Annotated in this window: 17 protein-coding genes; 13 read left to right on the top strand and 4 right to left on the bottom strand. The window is 72.2% G+C overall.

Annotated elements, in window-relative coordinates:
• The first annotated feature begins 50 nt into the window (after positions 1–50).
• Positions 51–482 (top strand): FtsB family cell division protein, encoded by a 432-nt coding sequence (locus tag ABD901_RS14340; protein WP_345126083.1) that lies wholly within the window; start codon positions 51–53, stop codon positions 480–482.
• Positions 479–1,000, top strand: coding sequence for a DUF501 domain-containing protein (locus tag ABD901_RS14335; RefSeq protein ID WP_345126080.1), 522 nt, complete (start codon positions 479–481; stop codon positions 998–1,000). The genes ABD901_RS14340 and ABD901_RS14335 overlap by 4 nt, the downstream gene beginning before the upstream one ends.
• On the opposite strand, the gene ABD901_RS14330 is transcribed toward ABD901_RS14335, so the two are convergent.
• The 3 genes from ABD901_RS14330 to ABD901_RS14320 are packed head-to-tail and all read right to left on the bottom strand — an operon-like array spanning position 971 to position 3,223.
• Positions 971–1,915 (bottom strand): phosphotransferase, encoded by a 945-nt coding sequence (locus tag ABD901_RS14330; protein WP_345126078.1) that lies wholly within the window; start codon positions 1,913–1,915, stop codon positions 971–973. The genes ABD901_RS14335 and ABD901_RS14330 overlap by 30 nt on opposite strands.
• A 14-nt stretch (positions 1,916–1,929) precedes the next feature.
• Positions 1,930–2,682, bottom strand: coding sequence for a hypothetical protein (locus ABD901_RS14325; RefSeq protein WP_345126074.1), 753 nt, complete (start codon positions 2,680–2,682; stop codon positions 1,930–1,932).
• 43 nt (positions 2,683–2,725) lie between these two features.
• Positions 2,726–3,223, bottom strand: a complete 498-nt coding sequence (locus ABD901_RS14320) for a cellulose binding domain-containing protein (protein ID WP_345126071.1) — start codon at positions 3,221–3,223, stop codon at positions 2,726–2,728.
• A gap of 24 nt (positions 3,224–3,247) precedes the next feature.
• Between ABD901_RS14320 and ABD901_RS14315 the strand changes: the two genes are divergently transcribed.
• Together ABD901_RS14315 and ABD901_RS14310 are read left to right on the top strand one after the other, a co-directional pair.
• A complete protein-coding gene (locus ABD901_RS14315) occupies positions 3,248–3,751 on the top strand; it encodes an amino-acid N-acetyltransferase (RefSeq protein ID WP_345126069.1) in 504 nt (167 codons plus the stop codon).
• 37 nt (positions 3,752–3,788) lie between these two features.
• Positions 3,789–4,703 (top strand): Ppx/GppA phosphatase family protein, encoded by a 915-nt coding sequence (locus tag ABD901_RS14310; protein ID WP_345126918.1) that lies wholly within the window; start codon positions 3,789–3,791, stop codon positions 4,701–4,703.
• A 20-nt stretch (positions 4,704–4,723) separates the two neighbouring features.
• On the opposite strand, the gene ABD901_RS14305 is transcribed toward ABD901_RS14310, so the two are convergent.
• Positions 4,724–5,146, bottom strand: a complete 423-nt coding sequence (locus ABD901_RS14305) for a hypothetical protein (RefSeq protein WP_345126066.1) — start codon at positions 5,144–5,146, stop codon at positions 4,724–4,726.
• Positions 5,147–5,301: 155 nt separating this feature from the next.
• Between ABD901_RS14305 and ABD901_RS14300 the strand changes: the two genes are divergently transcribed.
• From ABD901_RS14300 to ABD901_RS14260, 9 genes are all read left to right on the top strand, one after another.
• Complete coding sequence (locus ABD901_RS14300) at positions 5,302–6,036, top strand: LppU/SCO3897 family protein (RefSeq protein ID WP_345126064.1); 735 nt, start codon at positions 5,302–5,304, stop codon at positions 6,034–6,036.
• Positions 6,037–6,148: 112 nt separating this feature from the next.
• Positions 6,149–6,472 (top strand): PadR family transcriptional regulator, encoded by a 324-nt coding sequence (locus tag ABD901_RS14295; protein WP_345126061.1) that lies wholly within the window; start codon positions 6,149–6,151, stop codon positions 6,470–6,472.
• 180 nt (positions 6,473–6,652) lie between these two features.
• A complete protein-coding gene (locus ABD901_RS14290) occupies positions 6,653–7,579 on the top strand; it encodes an HAAS signaling domain-containing protein (RefSeq protein WP_345126058.1) in 927 nt (308 codons plus the stop codon).
• A 10-nt stretch (positions 7,580–7,589) separates the two neighbouring features.
• Entirely contained in the window at positions 7,590–8,282 is a 693-nt protein-coding gene (locus tag ABD901_RS14285) for a uracil-DNA glycosylase (protein ID WP_345126055.1), read from the top strand.
• A 14-nt stretch (positions 8,283–8,296) separates the two neighbouring features.
• Positions 8,297–9,031 carry a DUF4129 domain-containing protein gene (locus ABD901_RS14280; RefSeq protein WP_345126053.1) on the top strand — a complete coding sequence of 245 codons (735 nt, stop codon included), beginning with the start codon at positions 8,297–8,299 and terminating at the stop codon, positions 9,029–9,031.
• The gene (locus ABD901_RS14275) at positions 9,021–9,695 is read left to right on the top strand and encodes a hypothetical protein (RefSeq protein ID WP_345126051.1); all 675 of its coding nucleotides are present in this window, start codon (positions 9,021–9,023) and stop codon (positions 9,693–9,695) included. The genes ABD901_RS14280 and ABD901_RS14275 overlap by 11 nt, the downstream gene beginning before the upstream one ends.
• Entirely contained in the window at positions 9,692–10,681 is a 990-nt protein-coding gene (locus ABD901_RS14270) for an AAA family ATPase (RefSeq protein WP_345126049.1), read from the top strand. Before ABD901_RS14275 ends, ABD901_RS14270 begins: the two co-directional genes overlap by 4 nt.
• Before the next feature lie 5 nt (positions 10,682–10,686).
• Positions 10,687–12,018, top strand: a complete 1,332-nt coding sequence (locus ABD901_RS14265) for a DUF58 domain-containing protein (RefSeq protein ID WP_345126046.1) — start codon at positions 10,687–10,689, stop codon at positions 12,016–12,018.
• The gene (locus ABD901_RS14260; protein WP_345126044.1) at positions 12,015–12,584 is read left to right on the top strand and encodes a hypothetical protein; all 570 of its coding nucleotides are present in this window, start codon (positions 12,015–12,017) and stop codon (positions 12,582–12,584) included. The genes ABD901_RS14265 and ABD901_RS14260 overlap by 4 nt, the downstream gene beginning before the upstream one ends.
• Positions 12,585–12,626: the final 42 nt, after the last annotated feature.

Raw genomic sequence — 12,626 nt, 5'->3', positions numbered from 1 at the left:
CGCCGCGAGGCCAGCGCGCCGGGGCCGGCCGCGCCCCCTCCCGTCCCACTGTGGCCCGCCGGGCGGTCTCGCCCGGCGGGGCCGCGATGCGCACCCGCGCGCCGCAGCCGCGCCGGTTCACCAGCCGGGCGATCCTGCTCAGCCTCGTGCTGCTGGTGCTCCTGCTCGCCTACGCCTACCCGGTGCGGGTCTACCTCGCGCAACAGGCGGAGATCGAGGCGATGGAGGCCAGCCAGCAGCGGCAGGCCGAGAAGGTGGCCGAGATGCAGGCGCGGGCCAAGAAGTGGGACGACCCGGAGTATGTGATCTCGCAGGCCCGCCAGCGGCTGCACATGGTGCTGCCGGGCGAGAAGCCGGTCGTGGTGGTCGACCCGGCCAATCGCGAGGAGACCGACCCCACCGAGGTACCGGGCGCGCCCAAGCCGCCGCGGCCCTGGTACGGCAAGCTCTGGTCGAGCGTCGAGGCGGCTGACAAGCAGTGACCGAATTCCAGAAGGCCACCGACGAGGATCTCGCGGTGGTCGCGGCGCAGCTCGGCCGCACGCCCCGGGGCACCCGCGCGGTAGCGCACCGCTGCCCCTGCGGCCTGCCCGACGTCGTGGAGACCACGCCGCGGCTGCCCGACGGCACACCGTTCCCGACGCTGTTCTACCTCACCTGCCCGCGCGCGGTGCACGAGTGCAGCCGGCTCGAGTCGTCGGGCCTCATGCGCGAGATGGGCGCCCGGCTGGCCGAGGACCCCGAGCTCGCCGCCGCCTACCTGCGGGCGCACGAGGACTACCTCGAGCGCCGCGAGCGGGTCGGGCACGTCGAGGAGATCGACGGGGTGTCGGCCGGCGGCATGCCGACCCGCGTGAAGTGCCTGCACGTGCACCTCGGCCACGCACTGGCGGTCGGGCCGGGCGTCAACCCGTTCGGCGACGAGACGCTGCAGAAGGCCGGCGAGTGGTGGGCCGGCGGGCCGTGCGTCTCACTCGATGCTGGTGACGACCGACCGTAGGATCTCCCAGCCGTCGGCGTCGTCCTGGGTGCCGGTGTGCGGGCGGCGGAAGCGGCGCACCTCCACGGCGATGTCCGACAGCGCCCACCGCAGCTGGAACAGCATGATCGTCGACGGGCGCACCAGCACGCCGGTCGCCTCGGCGTAGGCGGCGAAGATCGACCCGTCGCCGGGCTCGATCAGCCACAGGTCCCGCTCCGGCGGCGAGACGAGCACCGTGTCCCAGTCGATGAGCCGCCACCCGGTCGGGGTGCGCATGGTGTTGCCGGAGTGCGGCTCGCCGTGTGTGAGCACCGCCCGCACCGGCTCGCCGCGGCTCTGCAGCACCAGCTCGTCGTAGCGGGCGAGGACCCGTTGCAGCGGGCGCCGGTGTTCGGCGAGGAGATCCGCCGCCGGTACGGCATAAGGCCCGCACTGCTCGCCCGGCCGGCGCAGCGCCGCCTCGACCTCGTCGCGGTGCGGCACCGCGAAGTCGTCGACCCGGGCATGCCGGCGGGCGATCGGCGGCGCGGTGTGCAGCCGGATGATCATGTCGAGCGTGGCCTGGCGATGGACCGGCCCGGCGAACGCGTTCCACTCGAAGCTCGTGCCGTCGACGAACGGATAGACGGCGATCGTGAACGGCCCGCTGCGCACCGTGGTCCCGGTGGACAGCGACGGCACCGGTGCGACGACGAAGGTGTGGCCGGTGGCGTAGAGGTCGGCCGCGACGCGGAGCGAGGCGTCCAGCTTCCCCGCGTCGGCCGGCTCGTCGACGGTGACGAACCACCGGGAGCCCGCGGTGTCCACGAGCTCCCAGTGGTGACTGCCGAAGCCGACCGGCCGGTAGGTGAGTGACTTGACCGGAATGCCCCACTCCCGCGCGAGAACCTGCTCGAGGGTCTCCTCGGGCAGCCCGGCGGGTGGCGTCAGCACCCCGACAAGGTACGTCAGTTGCCCGGAGTCGGCGGGGCGGCGTCCTCGATGATCTGGGCACCCTTCGGCGGCACGAACGCCTGCGGGTCGACCTTCTCGCTGTACTTCGTGAGCTCCACGCCGAGCGCCTTGTCGTCCGTCCCGACCCCCTTGAAGCGCGTGAGCAGGCCGTTCTCGGAGACGCAGACGTGGAACTCCTTCGCGGTGACCGCGTTGGGGTCCTGGTCGCGAGGGATGCCGGTCACGTCGAGACAGTCGCTTTTCTGACCCGCGATCGTCGCGGTGCTCTCGGCGATTTTCACGCCGGGTACCACGGCGGCGGCGGTCATGAGCGCGAGCGCCATCTCCGCGCTGATGAACCCGCCGCCGGCGACCGCCGACACGTACGCCGACTGGTCCGCCTGCGACAGCTGCCCGGTCTGCACCGGGCTCTTGTGGCACACGACCTTGGCGCCGGCCTTGCCAGTGCACTGGTAGAGCGTGTCCTCGGTGAGGATGAACCGCCCGTCAGTGCCGAGGTAGGCGGCCTTGGGCGGCTGCTGTACGACCGTGGTGGTCTTGCCGTCGTCCTTGGAACCGGAGACGTCCTTGTAGTCGGCGGTGAACGTGAGCTGGCCGGACTTGCCCAGACGGTCGGCCAGGTTGCTGATCGCGGCGACGTTGTCGGCGGCCTGCTTGACCTGGCCGATGAGGCCGCAGCCCAGCGCGCCGGCGCCGAGCACGAGAGCGGTGGCCGTGGCGAGCAGCCGGGATGCGGTTCGAGACATGCGACACAATGTGGGGCCGCCCGCCGGCCACGGCAACGATCTGTCAGCAGGGCGACCCGTTCACCGAGCAACTCGTCGGCTGGGCCGCGTCGCCCTTGGCCTCGAACCCCATCCGTATCGCACCACCGGCCTCGAGATAGGTGTTGTACGCCTGGGACCGCAGGACGAGCCTGCCCGGCTGCGACTCGGCCTTCGCGCCCCACGTCGAGGTGACGTCGACGCCCTTGGGCAGCTCGAGCTGGACCATCCAGCCCGTCAACGGCTGGCTGCCCAGGTTGGTGAGCGTCACCTCGGCGTTGAAGCCGTCCTTCCACTTGCTGCGCACCGCGTAGGCCGCCTTCACCGTGCCCGGCGGTGCGGTACCCTTCGCGCTCGGCCCTCCCCGCGGCGACGCGGGCGGCCCACTCGTCCCGGCCATCGTCGTCATCGGCCGGCTGGAGTCGTCACCCTTGGTCACGTAGAGAACGGTCATCGTGCCGGCCACCACCGTCATCACCGCTGCGGTGATCATCAGCACCCGGTCGCGTGTCAGATGCCACATCCGCGCGCCACTACCCTTACGCCCATGGAGGTAACCGTTCGGCGGGCGCGAACCGCCGACGTGCGGGGTATCCGGCGGCTCGTCGCGATGTACGTCGCGGACCGCCGGCTGCTGTCCAAGCCGACCGTGGCGCTGTACGAGGCGGTCCAGGAGTTCTGGGTGGCCGAGCGCGACAGCGACCGCACGATCGTGGGCTGCGGCGCCCTGCACGTGATGTGGGAGGACCTCGCCGAGGTGCGCACGGTCGCCGTCGACCCGCTGCTGCGCGGGCACAAGATCGGCCACCGGATCGTCGCCGAGCTGCTCGACGCGGCGCGGCAGATCGGCGTGCGCCGGGTCTTCGTGCTCACGTTCGAGACGAAGTTCTTCGGCTCCTTCGGCTTCGTGCCCATCGACGGCACGCCGGTCACCCATCAGGTGTACGAGGAGCTGCTGCGCTCCTACGACGAGGGCGTCGCGGAGTTCCTCGACCTCGAGCGGGTCAAGCCCAACACCCTCGGCAACCACCGCATGCTGCTGCATTTGTAGGCTCCACACCGTGAACCGCGAACATCCCGCGAAACGTGTGGCGGCCATCGACTGCGGCACCAACTCCGTCCGGCTGCTCATCGCCGACGTGTCCGAGTCCGCGGGGGTCGTGGACGTCACCCGGCAGATGCGCATCGTCCGGCTCGGCGAGGGCGTCGACCGGACCGGGCGGCTGTCACCGGCGGCCATCGAGCGCACCCGGGTCGCGCTGGCCGACTACGCCGGCGACATCGCCCGGGCGGGCGTCGACGCGGCCCGCATGGTCGCCACCAGTGCGTCGCGCGACGCCGAGAACGCGGCCGACTTCCAGGCCATGGTGTTCGACACGCTCGGGTTCGCGCCCGAGGTGATCACCGGCGACGAGGAGGCCCGGCTGTCCTTCGCCGGCGCCGTGCGCGGCCTGGACGCCGAGGCGCCGTTCCTGGTGGTGGACATCGGCGGCGGCTCGACCGAGTTCGTGGTCGGCTCGCCCTCGACAACCAACGACGTCGACGCCGCGCTGAGCGTGGACATCGGGTGCGTGCGGATGACCGAGCGGCACCTGCGCGCCGACCCGCCGACGCCGGAGCAGGTGGCCGCGGCCGAGGCCGACATCGCCGCGTCCGTCGAGCGCGCGCTCGCCGCCGTCGACGGTGGCCGGGCGCGCACGCTGGTCGGGCTGGCCGGCTCGGTGACGACCGTGGCCGCGCTGGCGCTGGGGCTGCCGGAGTACGACCCGCAGCGCATCCACCGCGCCCGGATCTCCGCGGAGGACGTGGCCAAGGTCACCGCCGACCTGCTCGCGAAGAGCGCCGAGCAGCGGCTCGCCAGCGCCGTCATGCACCCCGGCCGTGCCGACGTCATCGGCGCGGGGGCGCTGATCCTGCGGGTCATCGTCGAGCGCTCGGGCGCCGGTTCGGTGATCGCCTCCGAGTCGGACATCCTCGACGGCATCGCACTGTCGCTGACATAAGGGCGATCACCTGGAGACGATCACCCCGTGCGACGCACCTCGGCGCGCGACTGCTCGCGCGGCTCCGCGTCGTCGCGGGACCACCACCAGCCGTAGGTGAGCACGCCGTCGCTGGGCATCGTGATAATGATCTTGGCGAGCAGTGCGCCCTCGTAGGCGTTGAACACACCCGGCTCGCTCTGCACGAACCGGGTCACGCCGGGCAGCTCGAGGCACGTGACGTGCAGTTCCAGCCGACCGGCCTCGCTTGCGGTGAGGATCGTGTGCTCGACGTGCTGCAGTCCCTTGCTGTCGCTGACCGCCTCGTAGTCCAGCGTGATGGCGTTGCCGCGCACCACGGAGGTCACCTTGATGCGGGCCACGAAGGGGCCGGACTCCAGCCCGTCGCCGCGGCCGCGATACACGCCGGGGGCTGCGGCGAGGCGTTTCAAGAGATCGGTCACGGCGCACACCGTAATACGTGCGCGCTCGGTGGTGCGCACGCTGGCCCGAGCCCGTTATCGTGGGCCGGTTCCATCGGGCCGATGGGTGGTTTCCCAGCTCAACGGTCATATCGCCCGTTAGGGTGATCTTTGCGACATACCCCGGAAGGAATCGCATGTCTGATCAGTACCCGCCGCCCGGCAGCTACCCGCCACCCGGTGGCGGGGGTTACCAGCCTCCCGGCGGTGACCAGCCCCAGTATGGTCCGCCCTCGTCCGGTGCGCCCTACGGCCCGCCGGCGGGCAACCCGTACGAGCAGCAGCCTCCGGCGTACGGCCAGCCGCCGGCCTCGGGTAGCCCGTACGACCAGCAGCCTCCGGCCTACGGCCAGCAGCCGTCCTCGGGCGGCTCGTACGGTCAGCAGCCGCCCGCGTACGGCCAGCCGCCGGCGGGCAACCCGTACGAGCAGCAGCCCCCCGCGTACGGCGCGCCCGGCGCGCCCGGCATGCCGCCGTTCGGCGCCCCGCCGCCGCCGAAGAAGAGCAACGTCGGCAAGATCATCGGCATCATCGCCCTCGTCGTGGTCCTGCTCTGCGCCGTCTGCGGCATCTTCGGCTGGAAGAAGATCTCCGACATCTTCGCGAGCAGCAGCGCCAACGCCAAGGTCGGCGACTGCCTGGCCGGCGACTCGATCTCCGACAACACGGCCAACGACGTCAGCGTGAAGATCGTCAAGTGCGACGCGGCCGACGCGAAGTACAAGGTCATCGGGATCAAGGGAGGCGTGACCCGCACCGAGGCGCTCAAGGACGAGACCACCGTCTGCGACGCCTACACCGACGCGAAGTACGTCCTGTGGCAGGGCTCCGGCACCACCGGCGACGCCCTCTGCCTCGACGACGCCAAATAAGCAAGCAAAGTCAGCGCAAGAAGGGCGGTCCTGCTCCGGGCGGGCCGCCCTTCTTCGTGCCCCGGTGTTCCGTGCTTGATACTACTGTGCATTGCGTACTACTCTGCCTTCCGTGGACACCACCCAGCTGCTCAAGGGGGTGCTCGACCTGGCCGTCCTCGCCGTGCTGCGCGACGAGGACGGATACGGGTACGACATCCTGCGCCGCCTGCGCTCGGCGGGCCTCGACGACGTAGGGGACGCCTCCGTGTACGGCACCCTGCGCCGGCTCTTCCAGGCCGGGACGCTGACCACCTACGTCGTCCCGAGCGAGTCCGGGCCGCACCGCAAGTACTACGCGCTCAACGCCGCCGGCCGTGCCCAGCTCGCCGAGTCCGGCAAGGTGTGGCGCGGCTTCGCCCACACGATGGACCAGCTCATCGGGGAGACAGCATGACCGGTCCGGAGCGAAGCGGAGGGGCCGGTCATCAGGGAACTCAGTCCATCTACGGTCATGCAACCGACGAGCGTAGCGAGGAGGGCGCATGACCGGTCCGGAGCGAAGCGGAGGGGCCGGTCATCAGGGAACTCGGTCCATTTACGGTCATGCAACCGACGAGCGTAGCGAGGAGGGCGCATGACCGCGCCGAGCGACAGCAGCCTCGAGATCGACTTCTACCTCGAGCGGGTCGGCGCGGCGCTGGCCGACCTGCCGGCCGACGTGCGCGACGACCTCATGGAGGACCTGCCGGCGCACTTCGCCGAGGTGCTCGAGGAGCAGGGCGGGTCGCTGGTCGAGCGGCTCGGCCCGCCGGCGGACTACGCCGCCGAGCTGCGGGCCGCGGCCGGCCTGCAGAGCGTGCCGGCCGGGCGGGTGCCGGGCTTGCCCCGCCTGGAGGCGCGCATCGCGCAGGCCCGGCGCTGGCTCGGCGTGCTCGACGCCCGGGCCGGCGTCGCGATCGGCTACGAGCGGTTCAGCGACTTCGCGCGGCTCCTGCGCCCGGCGTGGTGGATCGTGCGCGCGGTCGGTCTCGTGGCGGTCGTCTTCGCGCTCGACATCATCCCGCGCGACCGCTTCGACGACCCCATCGGCTGGGTGCTCGTCGCCGCGGCCGTGGTGGTCTCGGTGCGCATCGGGGCGACCGGTCGCCCGCGGATCCCGCGCTGGGCCGGCTACGGCGTCACGGCCGTCGCCGTGATCGGGGTGCTGACCGTCGCCGCGAACGCCGACCGTTTCAACTCGTACACGTACACGAACGACTCCGGCATCAACAATCCCTACGGATACATCACCGACGTGTACCCGGTCGACCGCAACGGCCATCCGCTGGACGGTGTCGCGCTGTACGACCAGAACGGCAACCCGATCACGATCGGCAACCCCTGGCGCTGCGCCACCATCGACCAGCAGCCGCCCGAAATCCCCACCTACCCGATGTGCCTGCAGACCAACAAGCTGGAGCCGAGCGCCGGCGCCAAACCGTCCGGGTCACCGTCACCGTCACCGTCACCGTCAGCGTCGGCGTCGGCGTCCGTTTCGCCGTCGGCGTCGCCGTCCCGCTAACGTTCGCCGAGTGGAAGACGCACTCGATCGCCTCGACGCCGAGATCAGCGAGTGTCGCCGCTGCCCCCGCCTGGTCGCCTGGCGGGAAGAGGTCGCGGCGACCCGCCGGGCGGCGTTTCGCGACGAGGAGTACTGGGGGCGCCCGGTGCCCGGCTTCGGCCCGCACCGGGCGCCCATCGCCATCCTCGGGCTCGCACCGGCCGCGCACGGCGGCAACCGCACCGGCCGGATCTTCACCGGCGACCGCTCCGGCGACGTGCTGTTCGCCGCCCTGCACCGCGCGGGCCTGGCCAACCAGGCCACCAGCACTTCTCGTGACGACGGGCTGACGCTGAGCTCGACGCGGATCTTCTCGGCCGTGCGCTGCGCGCCGCCGGACAACAAGCCGACCCCGCTCGAGCGCGACACTTGCGCGCCGTTCCTGCATCGCGAGCTGCGCGAGATCGCGCCTGACCTGCGGGTCGTCATCGCTCTGGGCGCATTCGCGTGGGCCGCCTTCTGGCCCGCGGTGCGCGCCGTCTACGGTGTAGCACCGGCGCGGAAGGTGCCGTTCGGTCACGGCGTCCTGTGGCGGGCCGACGGGGCTCCTGCGTTGCTCGGCTGTTACCACGTATCTCAACAGAACACCTTCACAGGTCGCCTCACGCCAGGAATGCTTGACGAGGTTCTCGCCCGGGCCAAACAGATCGCCGGGCTTCCATAGAGCGACGGGATGCCATGGACCGCACCTTCAACCGCTGGTTGCCGGTGCTGGGCGTCGTCGCCGTGCTCGCCGTCGGGGCCGTGGCGGCGTCGATGTCCTCGCCGGAGATCACCAACGTGCCGGTGCCGACGCCGGCCACCGAACGTCCCACACCGCCGGTGCAGACGACCGAGATCCAGCTGTACTCCGAGCAGCCCACCCCGAACTCGGGCAGCGGCAACGGCTCGGCCGACTGGCTGCTCTACATCGCGGCCGGGTTCTGCGCGGTGGCGGTCATCGTGCTCGTCGGGACCCTGGTGTGGTACCTGCTGAGGAGCCGGAGCCCGAAGCACAAGCCGCGACTGTTCGTCGAGCCCGAAGCGCCCCGCCCGATGACGACCGCCGCCACCGGCGACGAGGTGATGGCCGCGGTCGAGGCCGGCCTGGTCGAGCTCAGCGACACCGACGCCGACCCGCGCCGGGCGGTGATCGCCTGCTGGGTGCGCCTGGAGCGCGCCGCCGCCGCGGCCGGCACCCCGCGCCTGGTCGGCGACAGCCCGACCGAGCTGGTCACCCGGCTGCTGTCGGCGCACCAGGTGAGCCGCCCGACGCTGGAGGGGTTCGCCGAGGTGTACCGCGAGGCCCGCTACGCCACGCACACCGTCGGCGAGCGGGACCGCCACGACGCGATCACGGCACTGCAGCAGATCCGCGCCGAGCTGTCCGGCGTCGCGCGCGCGGCGAGCGGAGGTGGCCCCGGTGCCTCGTGAGCACGAGCAGGTCGTCGGCCTCGACGAACTCTTCGAGGTCGGCCGGGCGGCGCCGCGGCCCGAGGGGCGCCCGCCCCGCCGCCCGTCGCGGCCCTTCGACTCCCGCTGGTGGATCCGCCGGCTCTTCGTCGCCGTCGCGCTGACCGTCGTCGGCTGGGGGCTGCTCTACATCGTCGGCTACGAGGTGTCGTTCCCGCTGGTGCTGCTGTCGATCGTGGCGATCCAGGTGATGCGCGAGATGCTCGTGCAGGTCCGCGCCGACGAACTGCCCGCCGCGGTGACCGGCGCCGGGCTGGCCCCGGCCCGCCTCGAACCACCGCCCCGGACCGAGCGAACCTCCCGTACCGGAGGTACCGGCCGGCGCGAGCTGCGCGACGCCGTCCCGTCCGGCGACGGCATCCTGCTGGCCGTGGCCAAGTGGGACGACCGCTTCGTCTGGGGCGAGCGCGACCCGGGGCGCTTCGCCGCCGTGGTGGTGCCGCGCTTCACCGACCTCGTCGACGCCCGGCTGCGCCAGCGGCACGGCATCACCCTGGCCGGCGCGCCCGAACAGGCCCGCGCCCTGGTCGGCGAGGAGCTCTGGCAATTGCTGCACTACACGCCGTCCCGCGTGCCCAGCCCGCAGGACATAGCATCGATCGTCGCAAAGGTGGAGGCGCTATGAAGACGCTCGCACCGGCCGAGGTGGGCCGGATCGCCAAGGTGGTCCTGGACCAGGTCGGCACGGTGGTCGTCGGCAAGCGCGACTCGCTGGAGCTGGTCCTGGCCGGCATCCTGGCCGGCGGCCACGTGCTGCTGGAGGACCTGCCGGGCCTGGGCAAGACGCTGACCGCGCGCTCGTTCGCGCAGGCGCTCGGCATCGGCTTCCGGCGGCTGCAGTTCACGCCCGACCTGCTGCCCGCCGACGTCACCGGCTCGTTCCTGTACGACCAGCGAAACCACGAGTTCACCTTCCGCGCCGGCCCGGTGTTCACCAACCTGCTGCTCGCCGACGAGATCAATCGCACGCCGCCGAAGACGCAGTCGGCGCTGCTGGAGGCGATGCAGGAGCGGCAGGTCTCGGTCGAGGGCGCCACCTACCGCCTCGATGCGCCGTTCCACGTGCTCGCCACCGCCAACCCGATCGAGTACGAGGGCACCTACCCGCTGCCCGAGGCGCAGCTCGACCGGTTCCTCCTGCGGGTGTCGTTCGGCTACCCGGAGGCCGAGGAGGAGTGGGACGTGCTGCGCCGTCGCATGTCGCGCCGGCAGGAGGAGGCCAACCTCGAGGCCGTCGTCGACAGCGAGACCCTGCTGGCGATGCAGGGGGCGCTCGAGGACGTCATGGTGGAGGACTCCATCGGGCGCTACATCGTCGCCCTGACCGCCGCCACCCGCGTCCACCCGCACGTGCTCGTCGGCGCCTCGCCCCGCGGCTCGCTCGCTCTGCTGCTGCTCTCGCGCGCCTCCGCGGCACTCAGCGGGCGCGACTACGTGGTACCCGAGGATGTGAAGGCGGTCGCCGTCCCGGCGCTGTCGCACCGCATCTCGCTGCGCCCGGAGATGTGGCTCAAGCGCATCGACCCGCGCTCGGTCGTCGGCGAGGTGCTCGCGCAGACCCCGGCGCCGGCCAGCGGCGCGATGCCGACCTACGGCGGAAGGCGTGGCTGAGCGGCGTGACTGAGCAGGGCGCACCACGATCGCACGCGCGGGCGTTCGAGCCGACCCGGGCACTTGGCCGGGCCGTGCTCGTCGCCGGCGCGCTCGTGCTCGCCGCCGTGCTCATCGGGCAGTACGAGCTCGTGGTCCTGGCCGTCCCGTTCGCCATCGGCACCGCGATCTCGCTGGTGCGCCGCCCGCAGCGCGTCCCCGTGGTCGAGGTCACCGCGGCCGAGCCGTTCCTCGTCGAGGGCAACGACCTCGGCGTCTCGATCAACATCGGCAACCCCAACCCGTCCGGGTTCGACCTGGTCGTGGTCCGTTCCGTGGTACCGCGCTGGGTCCGCCTGCGCCACAGCGACCGCCCGTACGCGGTGAACGTCGAGGCCGGCACCCTCGCCGGCGTCGAGCTGGAGGGGCGGATCCTCCGCTGGGGCCGCCACCCGCTCGGCCCGGTGACCGCGCACGCCGTCGCCTCCGACGGGCTGCTGGTCAGCCGCGCGGTGCGCACGCCGGAGCTGCCGCTGAAGGCGTACCCGGCGACGGAGCATTTCGACGCCGCCGAGGCGATGCCCCGCGCGGCCGGCCACGTCGGCGGACACCGCTCCCGGCGCCCCGGCGAGGGCGGCGAGCTCGCCGGCGTGCGCCGCTTCGGACCGGGCGACCGGCTGCGGCGCATCGACTGGCGGGTCTCGCTGCGCACGCGCGAGATCCACGTGGTGAGCACGCTGTCCGACCGCGACGCCGAGGTCGTCGTCCTGCTCGACGCACTGCACGAGGCCGGGCGCTCCGGCGGCATCGACGGCAGGGCCTCCGTGCTCGACATCACGGTGCGCGCCGCGGCCGGCATCGCCGAGCACTACCTGCACCGCGGCGACCGGGTGGCGCTGCTGCAGTACGGCGGCACCGTGCGGCACCTGCGCGCGGCCAGCGGCCGGCGGCACTACATGACGGCGCTGGAGTTCCTGCTCGACGTCGAGGCGGGCGAGCAGGACGACGAGCCGCCGCCGTCGTCGTTCGGGCCGCACATGGTCCAGGCCAACGCGCTGGTGATGGTGCTCACGCCGCTGCTGGACGTGCGGTCGGCGGCGATGCTGGCGAACCTGGCCCGCGCCGGGCGGTTCGTGGTCGCCGTGGACACCTTGGCCGATCCGGTACTGCGGCTGCGCGCGACCGGCCGCTGGGGCGACGTCGCGCAGCGCATGTGGCGCCTCGAACGCGAGGCGATCATCGGCCAGCTGCGCGAGCACGGCGTGCCGGTCGTCGCCTGGGGCGGCGCCGGCAGCCTCGACGAGGTGCTGCAGGGCGTGGCGCGCGTGGCGGTCGGGCGGACGGTGACGGCGTCGTGATCGAGGAGCTGCAGGAGTACTTCTTCGGCCGGATCAACCGCGTCCGCGACACGGCGGACCGCGCCGCCGCCGGGCCGCTGCTCGTGCGCCTCTTCGTCGTCGTCTTCGCCGCGCTGAGCCTGGCGCTCGCGTTCCCGGCCGAGCTGCTGCACAACGTCGTCGCGATCGGGCTCGCCGGGTTCTTCGCCCTGCTGCCGGGGGTCTTCCCGCGCACCCGGCTGGTGGGCCTGACGATCTTCCTGTGCGTCTTCGGCTGGCTGCTGGCCACCTTCCTGTACGGCGAGAAGTCCTCTGTCGTCGGGCTGATCGGGCTGTCCACGGCGATGTACCTCATGCACTCCCTCGCCGCCCTCGCCGCGGTCCTGCCGTACGACGCCGTGCTCTCCCCGGGCGTGCTGAGCGGCTGGCTGCTGCGGGCCGGCGCCGTGGTCGCGGTGAGCGCGATCGTCAGCGTGGCGCTGATGCTCGTGGTCAAGCTGACCGTCGGGCCCGTGTTCCTCGTCGCATCGCTCGTCGGCGTCCTCGCGGCGGGCGGGCTGGCCTACGTCATCGCTCGCCGGGCGTGATTTGTTTGGCCCCTGCTATCGATCGGCTTCGGTCGCTGTGGC

Source organism: Dactylosporangium darangshiense, assembly GCF_039537565.1.
Taxonomy (GTDB): domain Bacteria; phylum Actinomycetota; class Actinomycetes; order Mycobacteriales; family Micromonosporaceae; genus Dactylosporangium; species Dactylosporangium darangshiense.
Note: the sequence above shows the minus strand (reverse complement) of the source record. Positions and strands in the feature narration are given on the sequence as shown.